Here is a 21,004-nt window from a genome sequence, read left to right on the forward strand (position 1 = left end):
AAGAATGCGCTAGCTTTCAGGACCGGATTTCGCCAACCCACAGGACAATTCAAGGCATCACCCGAGAAGACGCTCCGGCGCCGTCATCGCGCATCCCTTCGCCAAGCTACGCCCGCAAGCCAAACCCCTGCATCAGCCGCCGCGTTGCGAAATCCTGCTGGCCTGATGTAAAGACCGCGAAGTCGAAATTGTCAGGATGCACAGCATCGGCGACCAGCGGCACCAGCGTGCGGGCGCGCCGCGCGATCGCTTCGGCGGGGTCGAGCCAATCGACCGGCCAGGGCGCAAGCCGGCGGAAGAGGTTGGCCATGAAAGGATAGTGGGTGCAGGCGAGCACGACGATATCGGTCTTCTGACCATCCTTCTCGACGAAACATTGGTCGATTTCGCCAAGCACGGCATCGTCGGAGACGGCATCACCGCGAATATAGGCCTCCGCCATGCGGGCAAGGTTCTCTGAGCCGACAAGACGGACATGGCATTGCTGGGCGAAGGACTGGATGAGATCGCGAGTGTAGGCCCGTCTCACCGTGCCGGGGGTGGCGAGCACCGAGACCAGGCCCGAGCGCGTGCGCTCCGCCGCCGGCTTGATCGCCGGCACGGTGCCGACGAAGGTCATCTGCGGAAAGGCGGCGCGCAGGTCGGCGCCAACAAGCGTGAAGGCGGTGTTGCAGGCGATGATGCAGACCTCGGGATCGTGATCCGCCAAGAGTTTGCTGAAAAGCCCGATGATCCGCTCTTTCAGTGCCTGCTCCTCCCAGCCGCCATAGGGAAAGCCGGCATCGTCGGCGACATAGATGAAGCCGCGTTCGGGCATCAGCACACGCGCCTCGCGCAAGACGGTCAGCCCGCCGATGCCGGAATCGAAGAGAAGAATAGGCTTCAGTTCATGCGTCGGCGCTGTCATCTGGCGGTGTTTCCTTGGCCGCTGTCGGGAACCGGCCGCCGCGCGGGCTCTTGCGCGAGAAGCGGTCGAGGGAGGAGATGACGCCGCGCAACACGCTGATTTCCTGCTCCGTGAAGGCCCGGCGAGATAGAACAGCGCGCAGATTGTCGACCATTTTCGGCTTTTTCCCGGCAGGATGGAAATATCCGCGCGCATCGAGCGCCTCTTCCAACTGGTCAAACAGGCCGAAGAGCTGCTCTTTGGTCGAAGGCGTCTGCCCCATCGCCTGGAAGGGCACGGCGCCGACATCCTCCATGCCGGATTTCATCCATTCATAGGACATCAGCAGCACGGCCTGGGCAATGTTCAGCGAGGCAAAGGCCGGGTTGACGGGAAAGGTGACGATCTCGTCGGCAAGCGCCACCTCCTCGTTGGTCAGCCCCCAGCGCTCGCGCCCGAAGAGGATGCCGGTGCCCTCGCCCGCCCGGAACCTCGCCCTGAGCGTTTCCGCGGCAACGACCGGAGAGCGCACCGGCTTATAACCGTCGCGCTCGCGCGCCGTCGTCGCATAGACGAAATTGAGGTCGGCGACGGCCTGCTCCAGCGTGTCGTAGACCTTGGTCGCCTCGATCACGTGATCGGCCTTGGAGGCGGTCGCCAATGCTTTCTCATTCGGCCAGCCGTCGCGCGGATTGACGAGCCGCAGTTCGGCGAGGCCGAAATTCGCCATGGCGCGCGCCACCATGCCGATATTCTCACCCATCTGCGGCTCGACCAGTATGATGGCCGGCCCTTCGGCCAGAAGTTGACGTTCGCTGTTCGTGCCTGCCATGGTCCTATCCCTGTTTCGAGCGCGCAATAGCCTCGCCCGCTGCAAACGGCAAGACATCGGCCTGCGGATAGAGCCTTTCCAGCGCCGAACCGATCATTTCAAGCCCGAGTCTCGCGCCCTCCCGCAACAGCGGCAGGTGTCGTCCCGTTGTCCGTGACGCCTTGCGCCTGATCAGGAAACAAGCCGAACCGCGCGGCGCGGCGCTGTCGATCAGCGCCAGATCCGCCGCGATCAGCCTGTTCAGATTGTCGTCAGCGACCGGCGTTTCGTAACTCTTCGCCAAAATACGCGCCCAATAGGTGCAGGACAGGAAGATCGCCAGCGTCTGGCGGATCTGACCGGGCCGCGTCACCACCGACCAGGAGGAGCCGAGAGGCCGCGCCGTCACCGTCACATCGCGGTAGCAGGCATCGATCTTCTGCGACAGCGCAATCAGCTCGAAACTGCTTTTGCCCTCGCCGAGCGCGCCAAGCAGCTCGCGCAGCGCCTGGAACCAGCGCGCGAGTGCGACATCGAGCGCGCCGCGCGTGCGCGTGGGGAAGACGATAAAGGCGACCGCCGTTCCGGCGACCGCGCCGATCACGGTCTCGCCGATGCGCAGCTTCAACAGGTCGAGTGTCAGCACGCCGGTCATGCCGTAGACCAGGCAGAGCACGATCGAGATGAAGAAGGTCATTGTCGCGTAGGAGACCTGCAGGAAATAAAAGGCGAGGAAGATGCAGACCGCCGCAACGGGAATGGCGATATCAGGCTCGCCCGAAATCAGCGTCGCCAGCCCAAGGCCGATTGCAATGCCGAACACCGTGCCGAGTGAGCGCGACAGCGCCTTCATCGCCGTATCGCCACGCGAATTTGTGTTGGTGAAGACCAGGAAAGAGGCAAGCACGGCCCAGAACCAGCGCTCGCGCGACAAGAGCAGGCCGAAGCCCATGGCGATTGCCGAGGCGAGCGTGATCTGCAGCGCCGAGCGCAGCAGCGGATTGCCGAATGAAAAGTCGATCGGCTGGGATTGCGCCGTGTCCTTGCCGGCGTCGATGCCGGAGAAACTGGAAACCTGTCCCTCATCGATCGCCTGCGTCAGTTGCTGCCGCGCCTCGCCGAGCCAAAGCAGTGCCCGCACGGTTTCGCCTTGCGGCTGGTCCTTGATGGCTTCCGCCATTCCCTCAAATCTTGCAAGCTCCGCCGCATCCGCCTGGATCACGGCATGGACGAGCGCAAAAGGCGCCGGGCTCTGGAGGCTCAGCACGATCGCGCTCTCGGCGGCTAGATGTGCATCGAAAAGCCGGATCGCCAGCTCGGCGGCAGGGTCGGCGGCACCGTCGAAGACGCCGGCCGGCGGGCGCGGGATGAAGGTCTCCGCCATCAGCACCACCTCCTTCAGCCGGTCTTCCAGCTGGCGCAGTTCCTGCCGGTCGGCTTCACCGATCTCGGCGCCGCCGGCCAGCGCCGCGAGCTTGAAGAGGATCTGGTTGATCCGCCCCCTGACGCTTTCGAGCGAGCGCAGCAGGTCGCGCCGCCAATCGTCGGGCAAGAGCACCGCCCGCACCAGATGACCGAGGAGCACGGAGACGACGGGGCCGATTGCCACCTCCGGCAGATCGGCCAACGAAGGCCGGAAATAGGCGCCCATGAAATAGGAGGTGAAGGCGAACATGCCGATGGCAAAACCGCGCGGCCCGAACACGCGTGCCGCCGATGCAAGCGCGATCACCACCAGGAAGACGAGATCGGAGAGAAAACGGCTGTCCTCGAGCCCCGCCGCGACGGCGACGACGGCAAGGCTTGCGCCGCAGCCGAAGAGCCGCGTCACCAGCTGGCGCGCATTGCCTTTGTCGCGCACAGCGATCCCACCTTCGATCGACAGCACGATGCCGAGGCCAAAAGCCGCGGTCGGCAGCGACAGAACAAGGGCGTGGATGGCAAGCAGGATCAAGAACGAAAGGACGATCGTCAGCGTCACCCGCGAGGCCATGCGCAGGCGCGAAAGCGCCGGATCGTTGGCAAGCAGCCAGTCGCGAAGCTGAAAACCGGAAAACAAATGCGGAGCCCTCATGCCACGGAAGGATCGACAGATACCGCCGCAAGAGCGGAAATCAAACCATCGCAGAACCGATCGGAACAATCGCCCGGGATCGATTCCCCGGTATCGATCGAATGTCGCGCGCCTATTGGCCCTTGGCAATCAGCGCCATCGTCGCCTTCAGGGAATCACGGCCCTGCGTTTCGATATTCTCGGTGACGATATCGTCGATCACTGGTGTACCGTCTTCTTCGATCACTTCGAAACGAACGGTCGTGTAGTCCTTGGCATCGGGCGCATCCGAGCAGGCGGATTTCTTGAAGCGCACCGTCACCTCAGCCGTCCGGTTGACCACAGGCGCCGCCGCCATCGTCAGATCCTCCAGCGGGCATGCATCCTGACCGTTGATGATGACGTCGTAGTCGAACGGCGATATGCCATCGTCATCGACCGCGGGAAATTGCGCGGCGGCCTGGTACTTGGCGACGAAATCCTTGCTGTAGAGATGGGCGAGCCGGCTCGCATCGAAGATGTCGGTCCAGTCGCCGTTGTTGTCGGCCCAGTTGCTCCTGGTCGCGGCCATGATCTCCTTCACCGGCGCAGTGGCATCGGCGGCACGGGCGGCACCTGAAAAGGCGATAAGGCTTGCGATAACAGCGGCGATTGTCTTCATGGTCGAATGTTCCGGGCGGGCAAATCAAGGCGGACACTAGCCGGATTTCAGCGCTTGGCAATGCCGGCAAAAACGCATTCTCAAACCCGTTGCAGCTTTGCGTTCCCGGTTCACAATGCTATAGCGCTCCTCATCACGTCACCCACCGGGACCCCGTCCCCATTTAAGCTCGAACGAGGCAGATACATGAACAAGATCAAGGTCGCCAATCCCGTCGCCGATCTCGACGGCGATGAAATGACGCGCATCATCTGGCAGCTCATCAAGGATAAGCTGATCCATCCGTATCTCGACCTCGACATCGACTATTTCGATCTGTCGGTCGAAAACCGCGACGCCACCAACGACCAGGTCACTGTCGACGCCGCCAACGCCATCAAGAAATACGGCGTCGGCATCAAGTGCGCGACGATCACGCCGGACGAAGCCCGCGTCAAGGAATTCAACCTCAAGGAAATGTGGAAGAGCCCGAACGGCACGATCCGCAACATTCTCGGCGGCGTCATCTTCCGCGAGCCGATTATCTGCAAGAACGTACCGCGCCTGGTTCCCGGCTGGACCAAGCCGATCGTCGTCGGCCGCCACGCCTTCGGCGACCAGTACCGCGCCACCGATTTCAAATTCCCCGGCAAGGGCAAGCTGACGATCAAGTTCGTCGGCGAAGACGGCACCGTCATCGAGAAGGAAGTCTTCAACGCACCGGGCGCCGGCGTCGCCATGGCCATGTACAACCTCGACGAATCGATCCGCGAATTCGCCCGCGCCTCGATGATGTACGGCCTGATGCGCAAGTGGCCGGTCTATCTGTCGACCAAGAACACCATCCTCAAGGCCTATGACGGCCGCTTCAAGGACATTTTCGAGGAAGTCTACGAGACCGAATTCAAGGATCAGTTCAAGGAAGCCGGCATCACCTACGAACACCGCCTGATCGACGACATGGTCGCTTCGGCGCTGAAGTGGTCTGGCGGCTACGTCTGGGCCTGCAAGAACTATGACGGCGACGTCCAGTCCGACACCGTTGCCCAGGGCTTCGGTTCGCTCGGCCTGATGACCTCGGTTCTGCTGACGCCAGACGGCAAGACCGTCGAAGCCGAAGCCGCCCACGGCACGGTCACCCGCCACTACCGCCAGCACCAGAAGGGCCAGGAAACCTCGACGAACTCGATCGCCTCGATCTTCGCCTGGACCCGTGGCCTGGCGCATCGCGCCAAGCTCGACGACAATGCCGAGCTCGCCAAGTTCGCTTCCACGCTGGAAAAGGTCTGCGTCGACACCGTCGAATCCGGTTTCATGACCAAGGACCTGGCGCTCCTGATCGGCCCCGACCAGCCGTGGCTCTCGACCACCGCCTTCCTCGACAAGATCGACCAGAACCTGCAGAAGGCCATGGCATAAGCCGGTCTTTCCGAGATAGCATCGAAGCGGCGGGGATTTCCCCGCCGTTTTCATTTTGGGAGAATGAACCGATGACGGCCATCCAGCGACCGCTTGAACCCTCGGACCGCGCCGCTTGGGAACCTCTGTGGGAGGCTTATCAGCGCTTCTACGAAGTGGTCATCCCGCCCGAAACCACGGATCTCACCTGGGCTCGCTTCCATGATCCTGAGGAACCGATGCATGCGCTCGGCGCCTTCGACGATGACGGTCGCCTCGTCGGCATCGTCCATGCGATCTTTCACCGTTCCTGCTGGCTGCCGCAATGGACCTGCTATCTGCAGGATCTCTATGTCGAAGACAGCCAACGCGGGCTCGGCACCGGTGCCGCACTGATCGAGGCTGTCGCCGATCTCGCCCGCGCCAATGGTGCAGGCCGGCTCTATTGGATGACTCATGAAACCAATGCGACGGCACGGCGGCTTTACGACAGGATCGCCGAGCGCTCGGGCTTCATTCAGTACCGCAAGGCGCTCTAACGGTCGGGACTTGCAGGCGACCATCGCTGCGCTATTGATTCCGTGGGACCAAAAAAGGCAACACGAGGAGGACGTCATGACCGAAGAATTGGTATTCTATACGAACCCGATGTCGCGCGGCCGCATCGCGCGCTGGATGCTGGAGGAGATCGGCCAGCCCTACCGCACCGAACTCCTGACCTTTGGCGAAACGATGAAGGCGCCGGAATACCTTTCGGTCAATCCGATGGGCAAGGTGCCGGCGATCCGCCACGGCGATACCGTCGTCACCGAATGCGCGGCGATCTGCGCCTATCTCGCCGAGACCTTCCCTGACAAGGCGCTGGCGCCGAGGCCGGAGGAGCGCGCCCGGTATTACCGCTGGATGTTCTTTGCCGCCGGTCCGCTCGAGTCGGCGGTGACGATGAAGGCCCTCGGCTTCGAAATTCCGCAGGAACGCCTGCGCATGGCCGGCTGCGGCGGTTTCGGCGATGTCATGAACACGCTTGAAATGGCGGTCTCCGGCTCGACCTACGTCACCGGCGAGCGTTTCACCGCCGCCGACGTCTATGTCGGCTCCCATGTCGGCTGGGGCCTCGGCTTCGGCAGCATCGAAAAACGCCAGGCCTTCGTCGATTATTTCGGCCGCATCAGCGAGCGTGAGGCCTATAAGCGCGCGAATGCACTGGACGACGAGGCCGGCAAGACGATGCAGGCTGCTTAGTCTGTAAAACACGGCGCGGCGGCCAGGCCGCCGCCCCGGGAGATATCCGCCGTCAGACAAGCGGCATGTGAATGTCCGTCAGAAGCTCGGTCGGCGACACTTCACGCGGATTGTTGAGATATTCCTCGAACATGACCCTGTCCTTCAACTGCCGGCCGGACTTCGGCAGCCATTCGGCAAACAGCCACTGATAGGACTTGGGCATATTCGCATAGGGGCCCTTGTGGCGCAGCACGGCATAATCGCCGCCGTCGATCGTGCGCCGCTCGAACGGCGCATCGGCCGGCACGTCGGCAGCGCCGGTAACGCAGGCGATCGAGCGCAGCTTTTCCTCCGGCACGATGTCGGGATCGTCGAGATAGATACCGATCATCCGCATGTCGGGCTTGGCGAGGCCGCGGGCATAAAGCGTGCCGAACAGCGTCTCAAAGGCCTTGTCGATATGCATGTAGGAACCGGTATGGGGAACGCCGATCAGCTCGATCGGCCCGATCTCGCGTATGGTAACGTCTAACATGACTTTGGTCTTTCCGTTAGGTGAGGGTTCAAAGGCTGTGTGGCTTCCCTCTTTCCGGTAGCGGGCCGGCGGCATGCCGTAGACCGACTTGAAGATGCGATTGAAGGATTGGAGATTGGGATAGCCTGATCGCTTGGCAATTTCGCTGACGGCAAGGTCCGTGCGGACGATCTCGCCCGCCGCGTGATGCAGCCTGAGCCGCTTGACGGTGGCCGCCAGCGTCTCGCCGTAAATCGCCCGGTAGATCCTGTGCCAGTGATAGCTGGACATGCAGGCGATTTCGGCAAGGCGCTCCATATCCAGCTCCTCGTCGAGGTGGTCGTGAATATAGGCCGAAACCCGCCTCAGACGGTTTTCATAAAGTGCCCATGCCGTTTCGCCGTTCATGCCAAACCTCGTGCAAATCGATCGACCGCAGAGAACCATATCCCGATTTGACAAATCCTGCGGAAATTGGCTTCCGAGCATCGCCCAAGAGAGCCTCATCCCGAGGGGCCGAAGGGCCTCGAAGGACGGGGCGGGTGCTCCGGCATCATTCCAACCTCCCTCATTCCTGTGCTCGTCACAGGAATCCAGCCACGGCGCGTCCGCGCCGTGAATGAATCAGTACCCAAAGAGGAAAAAGTCTTTCGCGCCCAAGGACTTGGGCGCGCTGGATTCCTGTGACGAGCACAGGGAATGAGGGAGGCTGGGGGGAAAGCCCAGTAAATATCAACAAAGTAAAGGCGGAAGCTAAGCCTCCGCCTTTCGAAACGCATTGATAAACCGACAGATCACCCGGCAAGCGCCAAGGCCACCGCCTCGATCGCCTCATCTGCCTTGGCGCCATCAGGGCCGCCAGCCTGCGCCATGTCCGGTCGCCCGCCGCCGCCCTTGCCGCCAAGCGCGGCAGAAGCGACACGCACCAGATCAACGGCGCTGAAGCGGTCGACCAGATCCGGCGTCACCGCGACGACCGCACTTGCCTTGCCATCCTCGGAAACGCCGATGAGCGTTACGACACCGGAACCGATGCTGGTCTTGCCGTCATCGGCAAGGCCCTTCAGGTCCTTGGGATCGACGCCTGAAATCGCCTTGCCGAGGAACTTGACGCCGGCGACTTCGCGCACGGCATCGCCCGAACCACCCTGCCCGCCGCCCATGGCGAGCTTGCGCTTGGCGTCAGCCAGTTCCTTCTCCAGTTTGCGGCGCTCGTCCATCAACGCTTCGACGCGCGACAGCACTTCGCCCGGCTGCACCTTGAGCGAGGCGGCAAGCGCCTTCACACGTTCGTCCTGTTCGGCCAGATATTCGCGCGCCGATTCGCCCGTGACGGCTTCGATACGGCGAACGCCGGCGCCGACGGCACTGTCGCCGAGAACGCGGATCAGGCCGATCTGGCCGGTCGCTCCCACATGCGTGCCGCCGCAGAGTTCGATCGAATAGGGTTTGCCGGCCTTGGCGCCACGCACACCTTCGCCCATCGCCACGACGCGCACTTCATCGCCGTATTTCTCGCCGAACAGCGCCATCGCGCCTTCGGCGATCGCATCGTCGACGCTCATCAGCCTCGTGGTAACCGGCGAATTCTGCAGCACGATCTCGTTGGCCATATCCTCGACGATTTTCAGCTCTTCGGCTGACATCGGCTTCGGATGCGAGACGTCGAAACGCAGGCGCTCGGGTGCGACCAGCGAACCCTTCTGTGCCACATGGGTGCCGAGCACTTCGCGCAGCGCCTCATGCAGCAAGTGGGTTGCCGAGTGATTGGCGCGCAGGCGCGAACGGCGAGCATGATCGACCGTCAACGCGACAGCATCGCCATCCCTGACCACGCCGTCGATGACAGTACCCAGATGCACGAACAGGCCTTCGCCCCTCTTCTGCGTATCTGAAATCTCAACCTTGCCGTGGTCGGACGAGATCACCCCGGTATCGCCCATCTGGCCACCCGATTCGCCGTAGAACGGCGTCTGGCTGACGACGATCTGCACCTTGTCGCCGGCCTTGGCCTCGGTCGAAACCGCGCCGTCCTTGACGATCGCCTGGACGACGCCTTCAGCCGTTTCGGTGTCGTAGCCCAGGAATTCGGTCGCGCCGTGTTTTTCCCTGAGCTCGAACCAGACGGTTTCGGTCGCCTTCTCGCCGGAACCGGCCCAGTGCGAGCGGGCTTCGGCCTTCTGGCGCTGCATCGCATCGGTGAAGCCGGAGATGTCGACGCCGATCTCGCGGGCGCGCAGCGCATCCTGCGTCAGATCGAGCGGGAAACCATAGGTGTCGTAGAGCTTGAAGGCGGTCTCGCCATCCAGCATGTCGCCCTTGGCAAGGTCCGCGGTCGCGTCGGAGAGAAGCGACAGGCCGCGCTCCAGCGTCTTGCGGAAACGGTTTTCCTCAAGCTTCAGCGTCTCCGAGATCAGCGGCTCGGCACGCACCAGCTCCGGATAGGCGCGGCCCATCTGCTGCACCAGTGTCGGCAGCAGCTTGTACATCAGCGGTTCCTTGGCGCCGAGAAGCTGCGCATGACGCATGGCGCGGCGCATGATACGGCGCAGCACATAGCCGCGGCCTTCATTCGACGGCAACACCCCGTCCGCGATCAGGAAGGCAGAGGAGCGCAGGTGGTCGGCGATGACGCGGTGGCTGGCGCTGCCCTCCGCCTTGACGCCTATCGTATCCTCGATGGTGCCGGTCAGCGTGCGGAAGAGGTCGGTATCGAATACGCTCTGGACGCCCTGGAGAATGCAGGCCATGCGCTCCAGGCCCATGCCGGTGTCGATCGACGGGCGCGGCAGTGGCGTGCGTTCACCGGGTGCGGTCTGCTCGAACTGCATGAAGACGAGGTTCCAGAACTCCAGGAATCGATCGCCATCTTCCTCAGGCGAACCGGGAGGGCCGCCCCAGACATTCTCGCCCTGGTCGATGAAGATTTCAGAGCACGGGCCGCAGGGGCCGGTATCGCCCATCTGCCAGAAATTGTCCGAGGTCGGGATGCGGATTATCTTGTCGTCGGAGAAACCGGCGATCTTCTTCCACAGCGTCGCTGCTTCTTCGTCTTCGGAGTAGACGGTCACCAGCAGGCGGCTCTTCGGCAGATCGAAACCTTCGGTGACGAGCTTCCAGGCAAGCTCGATCGCATTCTCCTTGAAATAGTCGCCGAAGGAGAAGTTGCCGAGCATTTCGAAGAAGGTCAGGTGCCGGGCGGTATAGCCGACATTGTCGAGGTCATTGTGCTTGCCGCCGGCGCGCACGCATTTCTGCGAGGTTGTCGCAGTCGAATAAGGACGCTTCTCAAGGCCGGTGAAGACGTTCTTGAACTGCACCATGCCGGCATTGGTGAACATCAGCGTCGGGTCGTTGCGCGGCACGAGCGGGCTCGACGGAACGATCTCGTGGCCGTTCTTCTTGAAATAGTCGAGGAAGGTCGACCGGATATCGTTCACACCGCTCATGCTATGCCCTTCAATGCTGCCGAAGGCAGGTAAATTTAAATTCATCGGCTTTTAACGTTCGCCTCCGCCACTGTCCAGCAGACAAACAAAACCGGCCGCATTCTCATCAGGAATGCGGCCGGCTTGGACTTTCAAAGGGACTGGCAGAAAAACTCACATCTCGGCGGCGGTATCACCGTCATCGGGATCCGGTCCGCCGTTCTGCAGGAAGCGGTCGGCGATAAGCCCGGCATTCTGGCGCAGCGACAGCTCGATCTCGCGCGCAAGATCCGGATTGTCGCGCAGGAAGGTCTTGGCATTTTCGCGGCCCTGGCCGAGACGCTGGCTGTTATAGGAGAACCAGGCGCCTGATTTTTCGACGATGCCGGCCTTGACGCCGAGATCGACCAGTTCGCCGGTCTTGGAAACACCCTCGCCATACATGATGTCGAACTCGACCTGCTTGAAGGGCGGCGCCATCTTGTTCTTGACGACCTTGACGCGGGTCTGATTGCCGATCACCTCTTCGCGCTCCTTGACCGCGCCGATGCGGCGGATGTCGAGGCGCACGGAGGCATAAAACTTCAGCGCATTGCCGCCCGTCGTTGTCTCAGGCGAACCGAACATGACGCCAATCTTCATGCGGATCTGGTTGATGAAGATCACCATGGTGTTCGACTTGGAAATCGAAGCGGTAAGCTTGCGCAACGCCTGGCTCATCAGGCGCGCCTGCAGGCCGGGAAGGCTGTCGCCCATCTCGCCTTCGATTTCGGCGCGCGGCGTCAGTGCGGCAACCGAATCGACGACGAGAACGTCGACGGCGCCGGAGCGCACCAGCGTATCGGTGATTTCGAGCGCCTGCTCGCCGGTATCGGGCTGCGAGATCAGAAGGTTCTGCAGATCGACGCCGAGCTTGCGGGCATAGACGGGATCGAGCGCATGTTCGGCATCGACGAAAGCGCAGATGCCGCCCTTCTTCTGCGCTTCGGCAATGGTCTGCAGCGCAAGCGTCGTCTTACCGGAGCTTTCCGGCCCATAAATTTCGATGATACGGCCCCGCGGCAGACCGCCAACGCCGAGGGCGATATCGAGACCAAGCGAGCCGGTCGAGATCGTCTCGATCTCAACAACATTCTCGTTGGAGCCGAGTTTCATGATCGAGCCCTTGCCGAACGACCGCTCTATCTGTGAGAGTGCCGCTTCAAGCGCCTTGCTTTTGTCCACCGATTTGTCCTCTACCAGCCGCAATGAATTTTGAGACATCCGATCCACCTTTAGGTTATTGAAGCCGCTCAAGCAATGTCGAGTTTGTACCCTATTTGTTCTATTCTCGCAATAGGCGATCAAACAATTGAAAGAAAAAGGTAAAACGGCCCGTGTTCTATATTTGTTTTATCGATGAAAAGCAACGACTTAGGCCTGAAGCACCGACACGCGTGCAACAAAACGCATCCTATCGATTCGTACTTCGGGCCGCAGGAGAGCGGCTGAAATGAAGAAAAAGATTCTCGTTCTCGGCGGTGCCCATATCGATCGACGCGGCCGCATCTCCGGCGAAACGGCGCCTGGCGCCAGCAATCCCGGCACCTGGTTCGAGGAGCCGGGCGGAGGCGGCTTCAATGCGGCGCGCAACCTTGCAAGGCTCGGTTTCCAGGTAACGATGATTTCGCCGCGCGGCGGCGATCCCATCGGCGAGATGGTCGGCGAAGCCGCCGATGTCGCCGGTATCGACGACCGCCCCTTCGTCTTCCTCGACCGCAAGACGCCGAGCTACACGGCGATCATCGAAAGGGACGGCAATCTGGTGATCGCCCTTGCCGACATGGATCTTTACCGCTTCTTCGTGCCGCGGCGTCTCTCGATCCGCTGGGTGCGAGAGGCCTTCGCCGCCCATGATTTGATTCTTTTCGATGCCAACCTGCCGGAAGAGACGATCGCGGAAATCGTCGCCAAGGCGCGTTCCCTTGCGAAGCCCGCTGCGGCAATCGCCATCTCGCCGGCCAAGGTCGTCAGGCTGAAACCCTGCATCGGGGATATAGACTACCTCTTCCTCAACGAGGCAGAAGCGGGAGCTCTGACCGGGCGGCAGCCGGAGAATGCCGCCGGCTGGCCGCCGCTTCTGAACGAGATCGGCATCAGGAACGCCGTCGTCACCCGCGGCCGCCGTGAACTGGTCGCACTATGCGACGGCCGCGCTGTGACGCTGCAGCCGCCGATCGCCGAGACCGTCGCCGATGTCACGGGTGCCGGCGATTCTCTTGCCGCCGGCACGATTGCCGCCTTGATGCTCGGCCTGCCGCTCGAAGAAGCCGTGCGCCACGGCACCGCGGCCGCGACGCTGACGGTGCAGTCGCGGCACGCCGTCAACGAAAATCTGACGCCAGATCTCTTGAATGAGGCGCTTGCCCTTGTTCCCGAGGTCAGAATTCTGCATTGAAACGGCGAATTGAAGAATTGAGCATGATGTCGTCCGAAAACCGCTCGCACTTTTCGGCATCATGCTCTGTCGATCACAGGACAAGACCATGACCAAACCCATCTCTCCTCTTCTGCCGATCGCCTATTCGAAGGAGGTATCGAGCGCCAAGCAGCGCGGCGCGGCGCTGGTGGCGCTGGAATCGACGATCATCACCCACGGCATGCCCTATCCCGGCAATATCGAGATGGCCCGTAGCGTCGAGACGATCATTCGCGAACAGGGTGCGGTGCCGGCAACGATCGCCGTCATCCACGGCACCCTGCATATCGGCCTTGAAGCCGGCGAACTGGAGCAGCTCGCCAAGGCGACCGAAGTGATGAAGGTGTCGCGCGCTGATCTTGCCTTCGCGATCGCCGAGCGCCGCACCGGCGCCACCACCGTCGCGGCGACGATGATTGCGGCCGCCCGCGCTGGTATCCGCGTCTTTGCCACGGGCGGCATTGGCGGCGTGCATCGCGGCGCCGAGGAAAGCTTCGATATCTCGGCCGATCTCGAGGAGCTCGCCCGCACCGGCGTCATCGTCGTCTGCGCCGGCGCCAAGGCGATCCTCGATATTCCGAAGACGCTGGAAGTGCTGGAAACCCGCGGCGTTCCCGTCGTCACCTATGAAAGCGAAGAATTCCCCGCTTTCTGGTCGCGCTCCTCGGGCATCCGTAGCCCGCTGGCGCTGAACAGCCCGGCGGCAATCGCCAATTTCCAGACGGTACGCGAACAGCTCGGCATCGACGGCGGCATGCTGGTTGCCAATCCGGTGCCGGAGGCCGACGAGATCGCGCGCGAGGAGATGGAAATCTATATCGAGCGGGCTCTTGATAGCGCCGAACGCGACGAGATCACCGGCAAGGCGGTAACGCCGTATTTGCTCTCGACCATCTTCGACCTGACGGACGGCCAGAGCCTCAAGACGAATATTGCGCTGGTTGAGAATAACGCGCGGCTTGCGGCTGAGATTGCGGTGGCGCTGGGTGAGTGAGGGTTGACGGGGCCGAACGGAATGCCTTACCAGATAGGTGGTGCCGTTCCAGCCCCCCTCTGCCCTGCCGGGCATCTCCCCACGGGTGGGGAGATTGGCTGGGTGCGCTGGCTTCCCCAACAATATCCGTTGCAGCTCGGCGAAACGTTGATTTGATGCGAAGGTGTCGCCGCTTGTGATCTCCCCACCTGTGGGGGAGATGCCCGACAGGGCAGAGGGGGGCTTACACGGCACAACACCCACGCTCACCCTCGGACAAGCGTCACTCACCCTTCCAACGTCTCCTTCACCACCACCGCCAGCTGCTTCAGCGAAAACGGTTTCGGCAAAAACCCGAATTTCGACTCCGGCGGCAGGTTGCGGGCAAAGGCGTCTTCGGCATAGCCGGAAACGAAGATGAATTTCATGTCGGGATAGGTCTTGCGCAGCTCGCGCAGCAGCGTCGGCCCGTCCATTTCGGGCATCACCACGTCGGAAACGACGATATCGACCTTGCCTTCCAATTCTTCCATGATGGCGAGCGCCTCGACGCCGGAGCCCGCCTCATGCACGGTATAGCCGCGCGTTTCCAGCATGCGCTTGCCGCCGCGGCGCACCGCTTCCTCGTCCTCGACGAGAAGGATGACTGCCGATCCCGTCAGGTCCTCCGGCTGCTGCGGCTGTTGGGCTGCGGGCTGCGGGCTGGCCCCGGCGATGGCACCATCGATCGAACCCGCTTCTGCGGTCACCGCCGGCTCCGGGATGTGGCGCGGCAGGAAAACACGGAACGTCGTGCCTTTGCCGACTTCTGATTCCGGCTGGATGTAGCCGCCCGATTGCTTGACGATGCCGTAGACCATGGCGAGGCCGAGGCCGGTGCCCTTGCCGACATCCTTGGTGGTGAAGAAGGGCTCGAAGATCTTGTCCATGATCTCCGGCGCGATACCCGTGCCGTTATCGGCAACTTCGACCAGCACCATGTCTTCGGCCGGCATGTAGGAATAGTTGAAGGCGGAGACTTCGGCGGCGGTCAGGTTTTTGGTACGCAACGTCAGCGTGCCGCCCTCCGGCATCGCGTCGCGCGCATTGACGCACAGATTGATCAGCACCTGCTCGAATTGCGAGAGGTCTGTTTTGACAGGCCAGAGGTCGCGGCCATATTGCACGTCGAGCTTGACGTTGGTGCCGGAGAGCAGCCGGTCGACCAGCATGCGCAGGTCGCCGACGACATCGGTGAGGTTCAGCACCGAGGGCCGCATCGTCTGCTTGCGCGAGAAGGCGAGAAGCTGGCGCACCAGCACGGCAGCGCGGTTGGCATTGCGCTTGATCTCCATCAGGTCGGCGAAACTGGCATCGGCGGGCCGTGCCTGTAGCAGCAGATGATCGGAGGAAAGCAGGATCGCCGTCAGCACGTTGTTGAAATCATGCGCGATGCCGCCGGCAAGCGTGCCGACTGCATTCATCTTCTGTGTCTGCGCCATCTGTGCTTCCAGCGCTTTCTGCTCGGTCACCTCGACGGCATAGACGATTGCCGCTTCCTCGGGCGCCTCGTCGCTCTGATCGATGACCGCATTGACATAGAAGCGGAAATAGCGCGCCTCGTCGGTCGGCGTACGGGTGTCGAGGGGCGCGATGTCGCCCTGCCGGTCCTTGGCCGCCGCCAGCGCCTCGGCCAGTTGCGGCCGGTCGCTCTCCTGGACGATGGTTTCGAGATGCGGCGCCTTTTCGAGGTCGTCACGCGAGACGACGCCGGAGAACAGCTTCAGGAACGGCGCATTGGTCCGCAGGATACGCCCGTCACCGTCGACCGAGGCGATCGCCATCGGCGTGTTGTTGAAGAAGCGGGTAAAGCGCATGGCAGCGGCCGAAGCGGACTGGCCGCCGGCATCGCTCTTTTCACGCGCCAGCACGATCGTCCGGCTTTCGCCGGGTGCGCCGTCGCGCATCGAGGTGACGCTATGGATGATCTGCACCGGCAGGCTCTGGCCGTTGGTCTTGCGCAGATCGAGATCGAGCGTCACCGTCTTTTTCAGCCCCGGTTCGGCCTGCACCGACTGAATCAGCGCCAGCCCCTCGCCCGCCACGACGTCGCCGATCGTCATCGAGCCCGGCACGAACTTGGTGAGGTCGAGACCCAGCCACTCGGCAAGCGTCGCATTGAGATAGAAAATCTCGCCCTTCCGGCCGGCGGAAAAGAACCCGGCCGGCGCATGGTCGAGATAGTCGATCGCGTTCTGCAACTCCTTGAAGAACCGCTCCTGGTCATCGCGCTCGGTGGTGATATCGGTGATCTGCCAGATCTGCAGCGGCTTGCCGCCGTTTTCCTCCGGCTGCAACAGCCGCGCCTTCAGCCGGTACCAATGGGCGCCGGAACTGTTGCTGCCGGGCCCGACGGCGCGCAGCAGGCGGAACTCTTCCCGGCCTTCCTTGCCCTCGCGCAGGCCGTTGACCAGCCGGTAGAGCGCCTCGTTCGATTCGCGGTGGCGCGACAGCAGCGTTTCCAGCGTCTGCACCTCGGTCGCCTTGCGCGCCCCGGTCAGGGCGCCGTAGGCGGCATTGGCATAGATGATCCGACCCTTTTCGTCGGTGATCAAAGTCCCGTCGGGATGGCTGTTGAGGAAGGCGCGCGCCAGGCTGTCGGACTGGCGCTGCGGCATCACCTCGATGAAGCCGATGACTGAGGATACCAGAAAGAAGATGCCGACCATGGCAAGCACACCAAGGCCGCCGAGCACGATCTCGTTGTCGAGTGATTTTTTGAAGAAGACGAAGCCGCCGGCGGCTGCGATCAACACGAGCGCCAGCAAAAGGATGCGCAAAACCGTGCCAGAACGCCCCCCACGATCCACAAGCGGTGCGTTATAGTCGTCGGCCTGACGCGGTTTCGTCATGTATTCCTCGCATAAGCCCCTCCCACTTCCTAGCACGAACACGAAGCGGGAATCAGGCACTCTTTCCTTCTTAGCAATTTGCCGCGTCGGCAAAAACACCGGTGGCCGGCAAGACTGCTTGAATTCACAGGCAACAGCGCCATCTGCCCCTGAAGCCCGACGCGGCGCCCGTGAGCAAGATCGCCGCGCGCCAGGCAGCGGAACACGAAATCGGGTTCTCCCGTCACTGGACAGCGCCGGCGGCCCTTGCCTAAGGAACGGAAAAGTCGTCAATATGTGCCGAATGCGAAATGGAGTGAGTGATTATGTTGGATGATGTTGTCGGAGCTTATGGCAGCCGTTTCCTGCTTGCCGCCGGTGGCGTCGGTCTGGCGCTTCTCCTCCTCATCCTCGTGCTCTGGGTCATCCGCCGCCGGGCGCCCTCGCCCTTCGTGCGCGGCGGCCGCAACCGCCAGCCCCGCCTGCAGGTGTTGGATGCCGCAGCTGTCGATGCCCGTCGCCGGCTGGTGCTGGTCCGCCGCGATGACGTCGAACACCTGATCATGATCGGCGGCCCGAGCGATATCGTCATCGAAAGCCGCATCCTGCCCGAAGCGGCTGACCAGCCGGAAAGCGTCAATCGCCCGCAACCGGTCGAGCAGCGTCCGATATCCCCAGCGCGGCCGGAAACGCCACCGGTTTCTCCGCCCCGCGCCCCAGTCGCAGCCCCTGTTGCCGCTCCAGTTGCAGCCCGAATCGAGCCGGCCGCCGAGCCTTCCTTCTCCGCGCCGGCTTCGCCAGAGCCGCGCCCGCGCCCAGAACCGTTAGCCCAACCGCCTGCCCCGCCGGCCGCGGCACCGCCGGTGGCCACGAGCCCCCTTCCGGCAACCCCTGCGACAGCGCCGCTGTCGGCCGAACGCGACATTCCTCTGCCTGCCGCCCCGCGCCCGCCGGAGCGCGCCGTCGTTCCCCCAGCCGCGCAGCCCGCACCGTTTCACGATACCGTAAGTGCGGCCGAGATCCTCGATGCCGCCCGCCAGCGTGTGCTTCCGCAGCAGCGCATCGAACCCGAGGTCTCTACCCCGCCTGTCCAGCACATGCCTGCGGCCGCGCGCGCCGCACCTGGTACGGCCGAAGACGATGTGGCTACGCAGTCGGCAGCGGGGATCCGCCATGATTTCCAGCGGGTGCTGGAACAGGAGATGTCGAACAATCTGACAGCCGAGGGCATCGTGCCGCCGCCGGCGAACCAGGCGCCCCGCCAAGCCGTATCGCAGCCGGGCAACCTGCCGCGCCGCGATCCCGAGCTTGCTCCCATCACCGGCGCCGATACGGAACTGCAGAAGGAAGTCGCCCGGATTTTCGGCGAAATGAGCGTCAATCGCGATAAATGAGGAAAACCGCGCTCGTCGGGTTGCCGCGCCGTCGCATTCATCATAAAGTTGCATAAAAGCCGCAATGCCGCGGCTTTTCAGATCGAGGATGCCCTGGGCCTCCCCCATCATGCCGATCATCTGGTATCGGTCAGGGTGAAGAGCGTTGGCGCATTCGAGGTTACACTTTGCCTAAGTAAATACCGGTCTCAGTCCAGTTTCACCCCTGCCGCATAGCGACACGCTGGCGGCATGCGAACATGTTCATCGGGTGGTGGCGAGAGACCGGTTTGGCATTGTTACAATGTGCCATGTGCAGCTCCGCTGTCTCAGCTCTTCAGCCGCCCACAACATCGCCACACCGCGCCCGCAGGGGTTTTCTCACGCACCATCTTGGTGGACTTCCGAACGGAAGACCAAGACGATATGTGCGATACGCTTCGGGTCCGATGGACCATTATTCCCAAAACAGCTCCCCAGCCTTGGATTGCATGCGGTGGATGCGGAGGCATGAGAGCCTTCCAGTCCAGCGGCAAGATCCGGCTCAACGCCAACGGCCGCAAGCTGGACGCTTGGCTTATCTACAAATGCCTGACCTGCGAAAGGACATGGAACCGGCCGATCCTCGAGCGCCGGAATGTCCGCGACATCGATCCTGCAATCCTTGAAGCGCTGCAATCCAACGATCCGGACTGGATCCGGGCAGAGACCTTCAACCTCGATGCTCTCCGACACAAATCGCTGCGTGTGGATGAGTTTGCCGAATTTGAAATCGCAAAGGAGATGCAACACGAAGCTGCAGATTGGACGAGACTAGCAATCGAACTTGCGGTCCCGTTCCCAACAAGCACACGCCTCGACCGTCTGCTGGCGTCCGAGCTGACGGTTTCACGTTCGAGACTGCAGGCCCTGCACGCGGAAGGCATGGTCCGGACGGATCCTGAGCGAGCAGACATCATGCGGCGACGGATCAGGAATGGCACCCTTGTGGTGATCGACCTCTCCATGGAGGCCGAGCGAGAGCAATCGTGGAAACCTCTGGCGACAGGAGATCCGCTGTAATCGCGGAAGCCACCTTCCTCTCCGGTACACCGGATGATGGCTCAACGAAAAAGCGCCGCGATCAGATCGCGGCGCTTGTTCTGCTCATGTCTGCATGAAAACCATTATTCGTCGCGATAGACTTTTTCGCGGCGTTCGTGGCGCTCCTGCGCCTCGATCGACAGCGTCGCGATCGGGCGGGCGTCGAGACGCTTGAGGCCGATCGGTTCGCCGGTTTCCTCGCAATAGCCGTAGGTGCCGTCTTCGATGCGCTGCAGTGCTGCGTCGATCTTGGAAATCAGCTTTCTCTGCCGATCACGGGCGCGAAGTTCGATCGCCCGGTCGGTTTCCGACGACGCCCGGTCGGCGAGGTCGGGATGGTTTGCGCTTTCCTCGGCCAGATGGTCGAGGGTTTCGCGCGCTTCTCTAAGGATATCATTTCTCCATGCAACCAGCTTGGTCCTGAAGTAGGCACGCTGGTTTACGTTCATGAACTCTTCCTCTTCCGAGGGAACGTAATTGCTAAGATCGATCTTCTCACTCAACGCGATTCTCCTGAAGAACATCTCATCTGGCGGGTGTATATCCCAAGCGCTAGTCGCGATTCAAGCCAAATACGACAGGTAAACAGATTTTTAAATCTGTTACAATTTTCGGCTAACGATCTATTTTGTCATGGTTATTCCGGCCACCGTTTTTCTCTTCGCCTTCAAAACGCCGTGTTATCGGCCAGGTTTTAGGCAGCTATGGCACGGCTGGCGATTGACGGCAGCCGATCGCAACCGCTACTGAAAAGACCCGCCCGATCCTGGATTTTGCCCATGACCGTACCGCTGCCTCCGCCCAACCGCATCTATCTCCTGCGCCATGCCGAGGCCGCCTGGGCCGAACCCGGACAGCGCGATTTCGACCGGCCGCTCAACGAAAAAGGCTTTGGCGATGCCGAGATCATCGCCGACAAGGCTGCCGACAAGGGCTATCGCCCCGATCTTCTGATCAGCTCAACGGCATTGCGCTGCCGCGATACGGCCGATGCGGTGTATAGGGCGATCGGCCTCTCGCTCGAGGTTCGTTATGTCGACGCGCTCTACAACGCCACTGTTGATAACTATATCGAGATCGTCGATTCGCAGGAGGTGGCCGCCGTCATGCTGGTCGGCCACAATCCGACCATGGAACAGGCGCTGGAGGTGCTGATCGGCCATGAGGCTATGGTCCGCGCCCTTCCCGGCGGCTTCCCGACGGCGGGCCTTGCCGTCGTCGATTACGACGCTTCCGCCACCGCCTGGCGCCTCACGGATTTCGTGGTCGTCTGAAGTCTTTCGCGCCGCTCTT

Annotated in this window: 17 protein-coding genes; 8 read left to right on the plus strand and 9 right to left on the minus strand. The window is 62.1% G+C overall.

The features are described 5' to 3' along the window. Window positions 1–106: 106 nt before the first annotated feature. From murI to PO860_RS10045, 4 genes are all read right to left on the minus strand, one after another. Window positions 107–907 carry a glutamate racemase gene (gene murI, locus PO860_RS10030; protein WP_183607166.1) on the minus strand — a complete coding sequence of 267 codons (801 nt, stop codon included), beginning with the start codon at window positions 905–907 and terminating at the stop codon, window positions 107–109. After that, window positions 888–1,718, minus strand: a complete 831-nt coding sequence (locus tag PO860_RS10035; RefSeq protein ID WP_183607165.1) for an RNA methyltransferase — start codon at window positions 1,716–1,718, stop codon at window positions 888–890. The genes murI and PO860_RS10035 overlap by 20 nt, the downstream gene beginning before the upstream one ends. 4 nt (window positions 1,719–1,722) lie before the next feature. Continuing rightward, on the minus strand, window positions 1,723–3,771 hold the full coding sequence (locus PO860_RS10040) for an FUSC family protein (protein WP_183607164.1): 2,049 nt from the start codon (window positions 3,769–3,771) through the stop codon (window positions 1,723–1,725). Between the two features lie 112 nt (window positions 3,772–3,883). Further along, window positions 3,884–4,411 carry a hypothetical protein gene (locus PO860_RS10045; RefSeq protein WP_275038287.1) on the minus strand — a complete coding sequence of 176 codons (528 nt, stop codon included), beginning with the start codon at window positions 4,409–4,411 and terminating at the stop codon, window positions 3,884–3,886. A 186-nt stretch (window positions 4,412–4,597) separates the two neighbouring features. Here PO860_RS10045 and PO860_RS10050 point away from each other — a divergent pair, with 186 nt between their 5' ends. The 3 genes from PO860_RS10050 to PO860_RS10060 all read left to right on the plus strand — a co-directional run bounded on the left by PO860_RS10050 (window position 4,598) and on the right by PO860_RS10060 (window position 7,030). Continuing rightward, window positions 4,598–5,809, plus strand: a complete 1,212-nt coding sequence (locus PO860_RS10050; RefSeq protein ID WP_065280120.1) for an NADP-dependent isocitrate dehydrogenase — start codon at window positions 4,598–4,600, stop codon at window positions 5,807–5,809. A gap of 71 nt (window positions 5,810–5,880) precedes the next feature. Beyond that, a complete protein-coding gene (locus PO860_RS10055) occupies window positions 5,881–6,327 on the plus strand; it encodes a GNAT family N-acetyltransferase (RefSeq protein WP_275038288.1) in 447 nt (148 codons plus the stop codon). Window positions 6,328–6,403: 76 nt separating this feature from the next. Beyond that, complete coding sequence (locus PO860_RS10060) at window positions 6,404–7,030, plus strand: glutathione S-transferase family protein (RefSeq protein WP_183607161.1); 627 nt, start codon at window positions 6,404–6,406, stop codon at window positions 7,028–7,030. A 52-nt stretch (window positions 7,031–7,082) separates the two neighbouring features. Here the strand turns inward: PO860_RS10060 and PO860_RS10065 are convergent, their stop codons facing one another. From PO860_RS10065 to recA, 3 genes are all read right to left on the minus strand, one after another. Then, window positions 7,083–7,934: an AraC family transcriptional regulator gene (locus PO860_RS10065; RefSeq protein ID WP_183607160.1), complete on the minus strand. Its 852-nt coding sequence runs from the start codon at window positions 7,932–7,934 to the stop codon at window positions 7,083–7,085. Window positions 7,935–8,320: 386 nt separating this feature from the next. Then, window positions 8,321–10,975 carry an alanine--tRNA ligase gene (gene alaS, locus PO860_RS10070; protein WP_272782470.1) on the minus strand — a complete coding sequence of 885 codons (2,655 nt, stop codon included), beginning with the start codon at window positions 10,973–10,975 and terminating at the stop codon, window positions 8,321–8,323. Between the two features lie 153 nt (window positions 10,976–11,128). Beyond that, window positions 11,129–12,217 (minus strand): recombinase RecA, encoded by a 1,089-nt coding sequence (recA, locus tag PO860_RS10075; protein ID WP_183607158.1) that lies wholly within the window; start codon window positions 12,215–12,217, stop codon window positions 11,129–11,131. A 229-nt stretch (window positions 12,218–12,446) separates the two neighbouring features. Between recA and PO860_RS10080 the strand changes: the two genes are divergently transcribed. Together PO860_RS10080 and PO860_RS10085 are read left to right on the plus strand one after the other, a co-directional pair. Further along, window positions 12,447–13,391: a carbohydrate kinase family protein gene (locus PO860_RS10080; protein WP_275038289.1), complete on the plus strand. Its 945-nt coding sequence runs from the start codon at window positions 12,447–12,449 to the stop codon at window positions 13,389–13,391. A gap of 88 nt (window positions 13,392–13,479) precedes the next feature. Continuing rightward, on the plus strand, window positions 13,480–14,406 hold the full coding sequence (locus PO860_RS10085; protein WP_273880826.1) for a pseudouridine-5'-phosphate glycosidase: 927 nt from the start codon (window positions 13,480–13,482) through the stop codon (window positions 14,404–14,406). A gap of 266 nt (window positions 14,407–14,672) precedes the next feature. Here the strand turns inward: PO860_RS10085 and cckA are convergent, their stop codons facing one another. Further along, window positions 14,673–17,276: a cell cycle histidine kinase CckA gene (cckA, locus tag PO860_RS10090; RefSeq protein WP_183607155.1), complete on the minus strand. Its 2,604-nt coding sequence runs from the start codon at window positions 17,274–17,276 to the stop codon at window positions 14,673–14,675. Window positions 17,277–17,575: 299 nt separating this feature from the next. Here cckA and PO860_RS10095 point away from each other — a divergent pair, with 299 nt between their 5' ends. After that, window positions 17,576–18,649: a flagellar biosynthetic protein FliO gene (locus PO860_RS10095; RefSeq protein ID WP_275038290.1), complete on the plus strand. Its 1,074-nt coding sequence runs from the start codon at window positions 17,576–17,578 to the stop codon at window positions 18,647–18,649. Window positions 18,650–19,054: 405 nt separating this feature from the next. Next, window positions 19,055–19,690 carry a DUF1062 domain-containing protein gene (locus PO860_RS10100; protein WP_272782466.1) on the plus strand — a complete coding sequence of 212 codons (636 nt, stop codon included), beginning with the start codon at window positions 19,055–19,057 and terminating at the stop codon, window positions 19,688–19,690. 104 nt (window positions 19,691–19,794) lie between these two features. Here PO860_RS10100 and dksA read toward each other — a convergent pair whose 3' ends face one another. After that, window positions 19,795–20,214 carry an RNA polymerase-binding protein DksA gene (gene dksA / locus PO860_RS10105; protein ID WP_003569003.1) on the minus strand — a complete coding sequence of 140 codons (420 nt, stop codon included), beginning with the start codon at window positions 20,212–20,214 and terminating at the stop codon, window positions 19,795–19,797. Window positions 20,215–20,490: 276 nt separating this feature from the next. Between dksA and PO860_RS10110 the strand changes: the two genes are divergently transcribed. Beyond that, on the plus strand, window positions 20,491–20,985 hold the full coding sequence (locus PO860_RS10110) for a SixA phosphatase family protein (protein WP_171602640.1): 495 nt from the start codon (window positions 20,491–20,493) through the stop codon (window positions 20,983–20,985). Window positions 20,986–21,004 lie beyond the last annotated feature (19 nt).

Source organism: Rhizobium binxianense (assembly GCF_028994275.1).
Classification (GTDB): Bacteria; Pseudomonadota; Alphaproteobacteria; order Rhizobiales; family Rhizobiaceae; genus Rhizobium; species Rhizobium binxianense.

What these genes read in the sequence shown, in the direction of transcription:
- PO860_RS10040 (WP_183607164.1), bottom strand. Translation starts at nt 3,771, where the DNA reads ATGAGGGCTCCGCATTTGTTTTCCGGTTTTCAGCTTCGCGACTGGCTG.
- PO860_RS10050 (WP_065280120.1), top strand. Translation starts at nt 4,598, where the DNA reads ATGAACAAGATCAAGGTCGCCAATCCCGTCGCCGATCTCGACGGCGAT.
- cckA (WP_183607155.1), bottom strand. Translation starts at nt 17,276, where the DNA reads ATGACGAAACCGCGTCAGGCCGACGACTATAACGCACCGCTTGTGGAT.
- PO860_RS10060 (WP_183607161.1), top strand. Translation starts at nt 6,404, where the DNA reads ATGACCGAAGAATTGGTATTCTATACGAACCCGATGTCGCGCGGCCGC.
- murI (WP_183607166.1), bottom strand. Translation starts at nt 907, where the DNA reads ATGACAGCGCCGACGCATGAACTGAAGCCTATTCTTCTCTTCGATTCC.
- PO860_RS10065 (WP_183607160.1), bottom strand. Translation starts at nt 7,934, where the DNA reads ATGAACGGCGAAACGGCATGGGCACTTTATGAAAACCGTCTGAGGCGG.
- recA (WP_183607158.1), bottom strand. Translation starts at nt 12,217, where the DNA reads ATGTCTCAAAATTCATTGCGGCTGGTAGAGGACAAATCGGTGGACAAA.
- PO860_RS10035 (WP_183607165.1), bottom strand. Translation starts at nt 1,718, where the DNA reads ATGGCAGGCACGAACAGCGAACGTCAACTTCTGGCCGAAGGGCCGGCC.
- PO860_RS10085 (WP_273880826.1), top strand. Translation starts at nt 13,480, where the DNA reads ATGACCAAACCCATCTCTCCTCTTCTGCCGATCGCCTATTCGAAGGAG.
- PO860_RS10110 (WP_171602640.1), top strand. Translation starts at nt 20,491, where the DNA reads ATGACCGTACCGCTGCCTCCGCCCAACCGCATCTATCTCCTGCGCCAT.
- PO860_RS10100 (WP_272782466.1), top strand. Translation starts at nt 19,055, where the DNA reads ATGTGCGATACGCTTCGGGTCCGATGGACCATTATTCCCAAAACAGCT.
- PO860_RS10080 (WP_275038289.1), top strand. Translation starts at nt 12,447, where the DNA reads ATGAAGAAAAAGATTCTCGTTCTCGGCGGTGCCCATATCGATCGACGC.
- PO860_RS10055 (WP_275038288.1), top strand. Translation starts at nt 5,881, where the DNA reads ATGACGGCCATCCAGCGACCGCTTGAACCCTCGGACCGCGCCGCTTGG.
- alaS (WP_272782470.1), bottom strand. Translation starts at nt 10,975, where the DNA reads ATGAGCGGTGTGAACGATATCCGGTCGACCTTCCTCGACTATTTCAAG.
- PO860_RS10045 (WP_275038287.1), bottom strand. Translation starts at nt 4,411, where the DNA reads ATGAAGACAATCGCCGCTGTTATCGCAAGCCTTATCGCCTTTTCAGGT.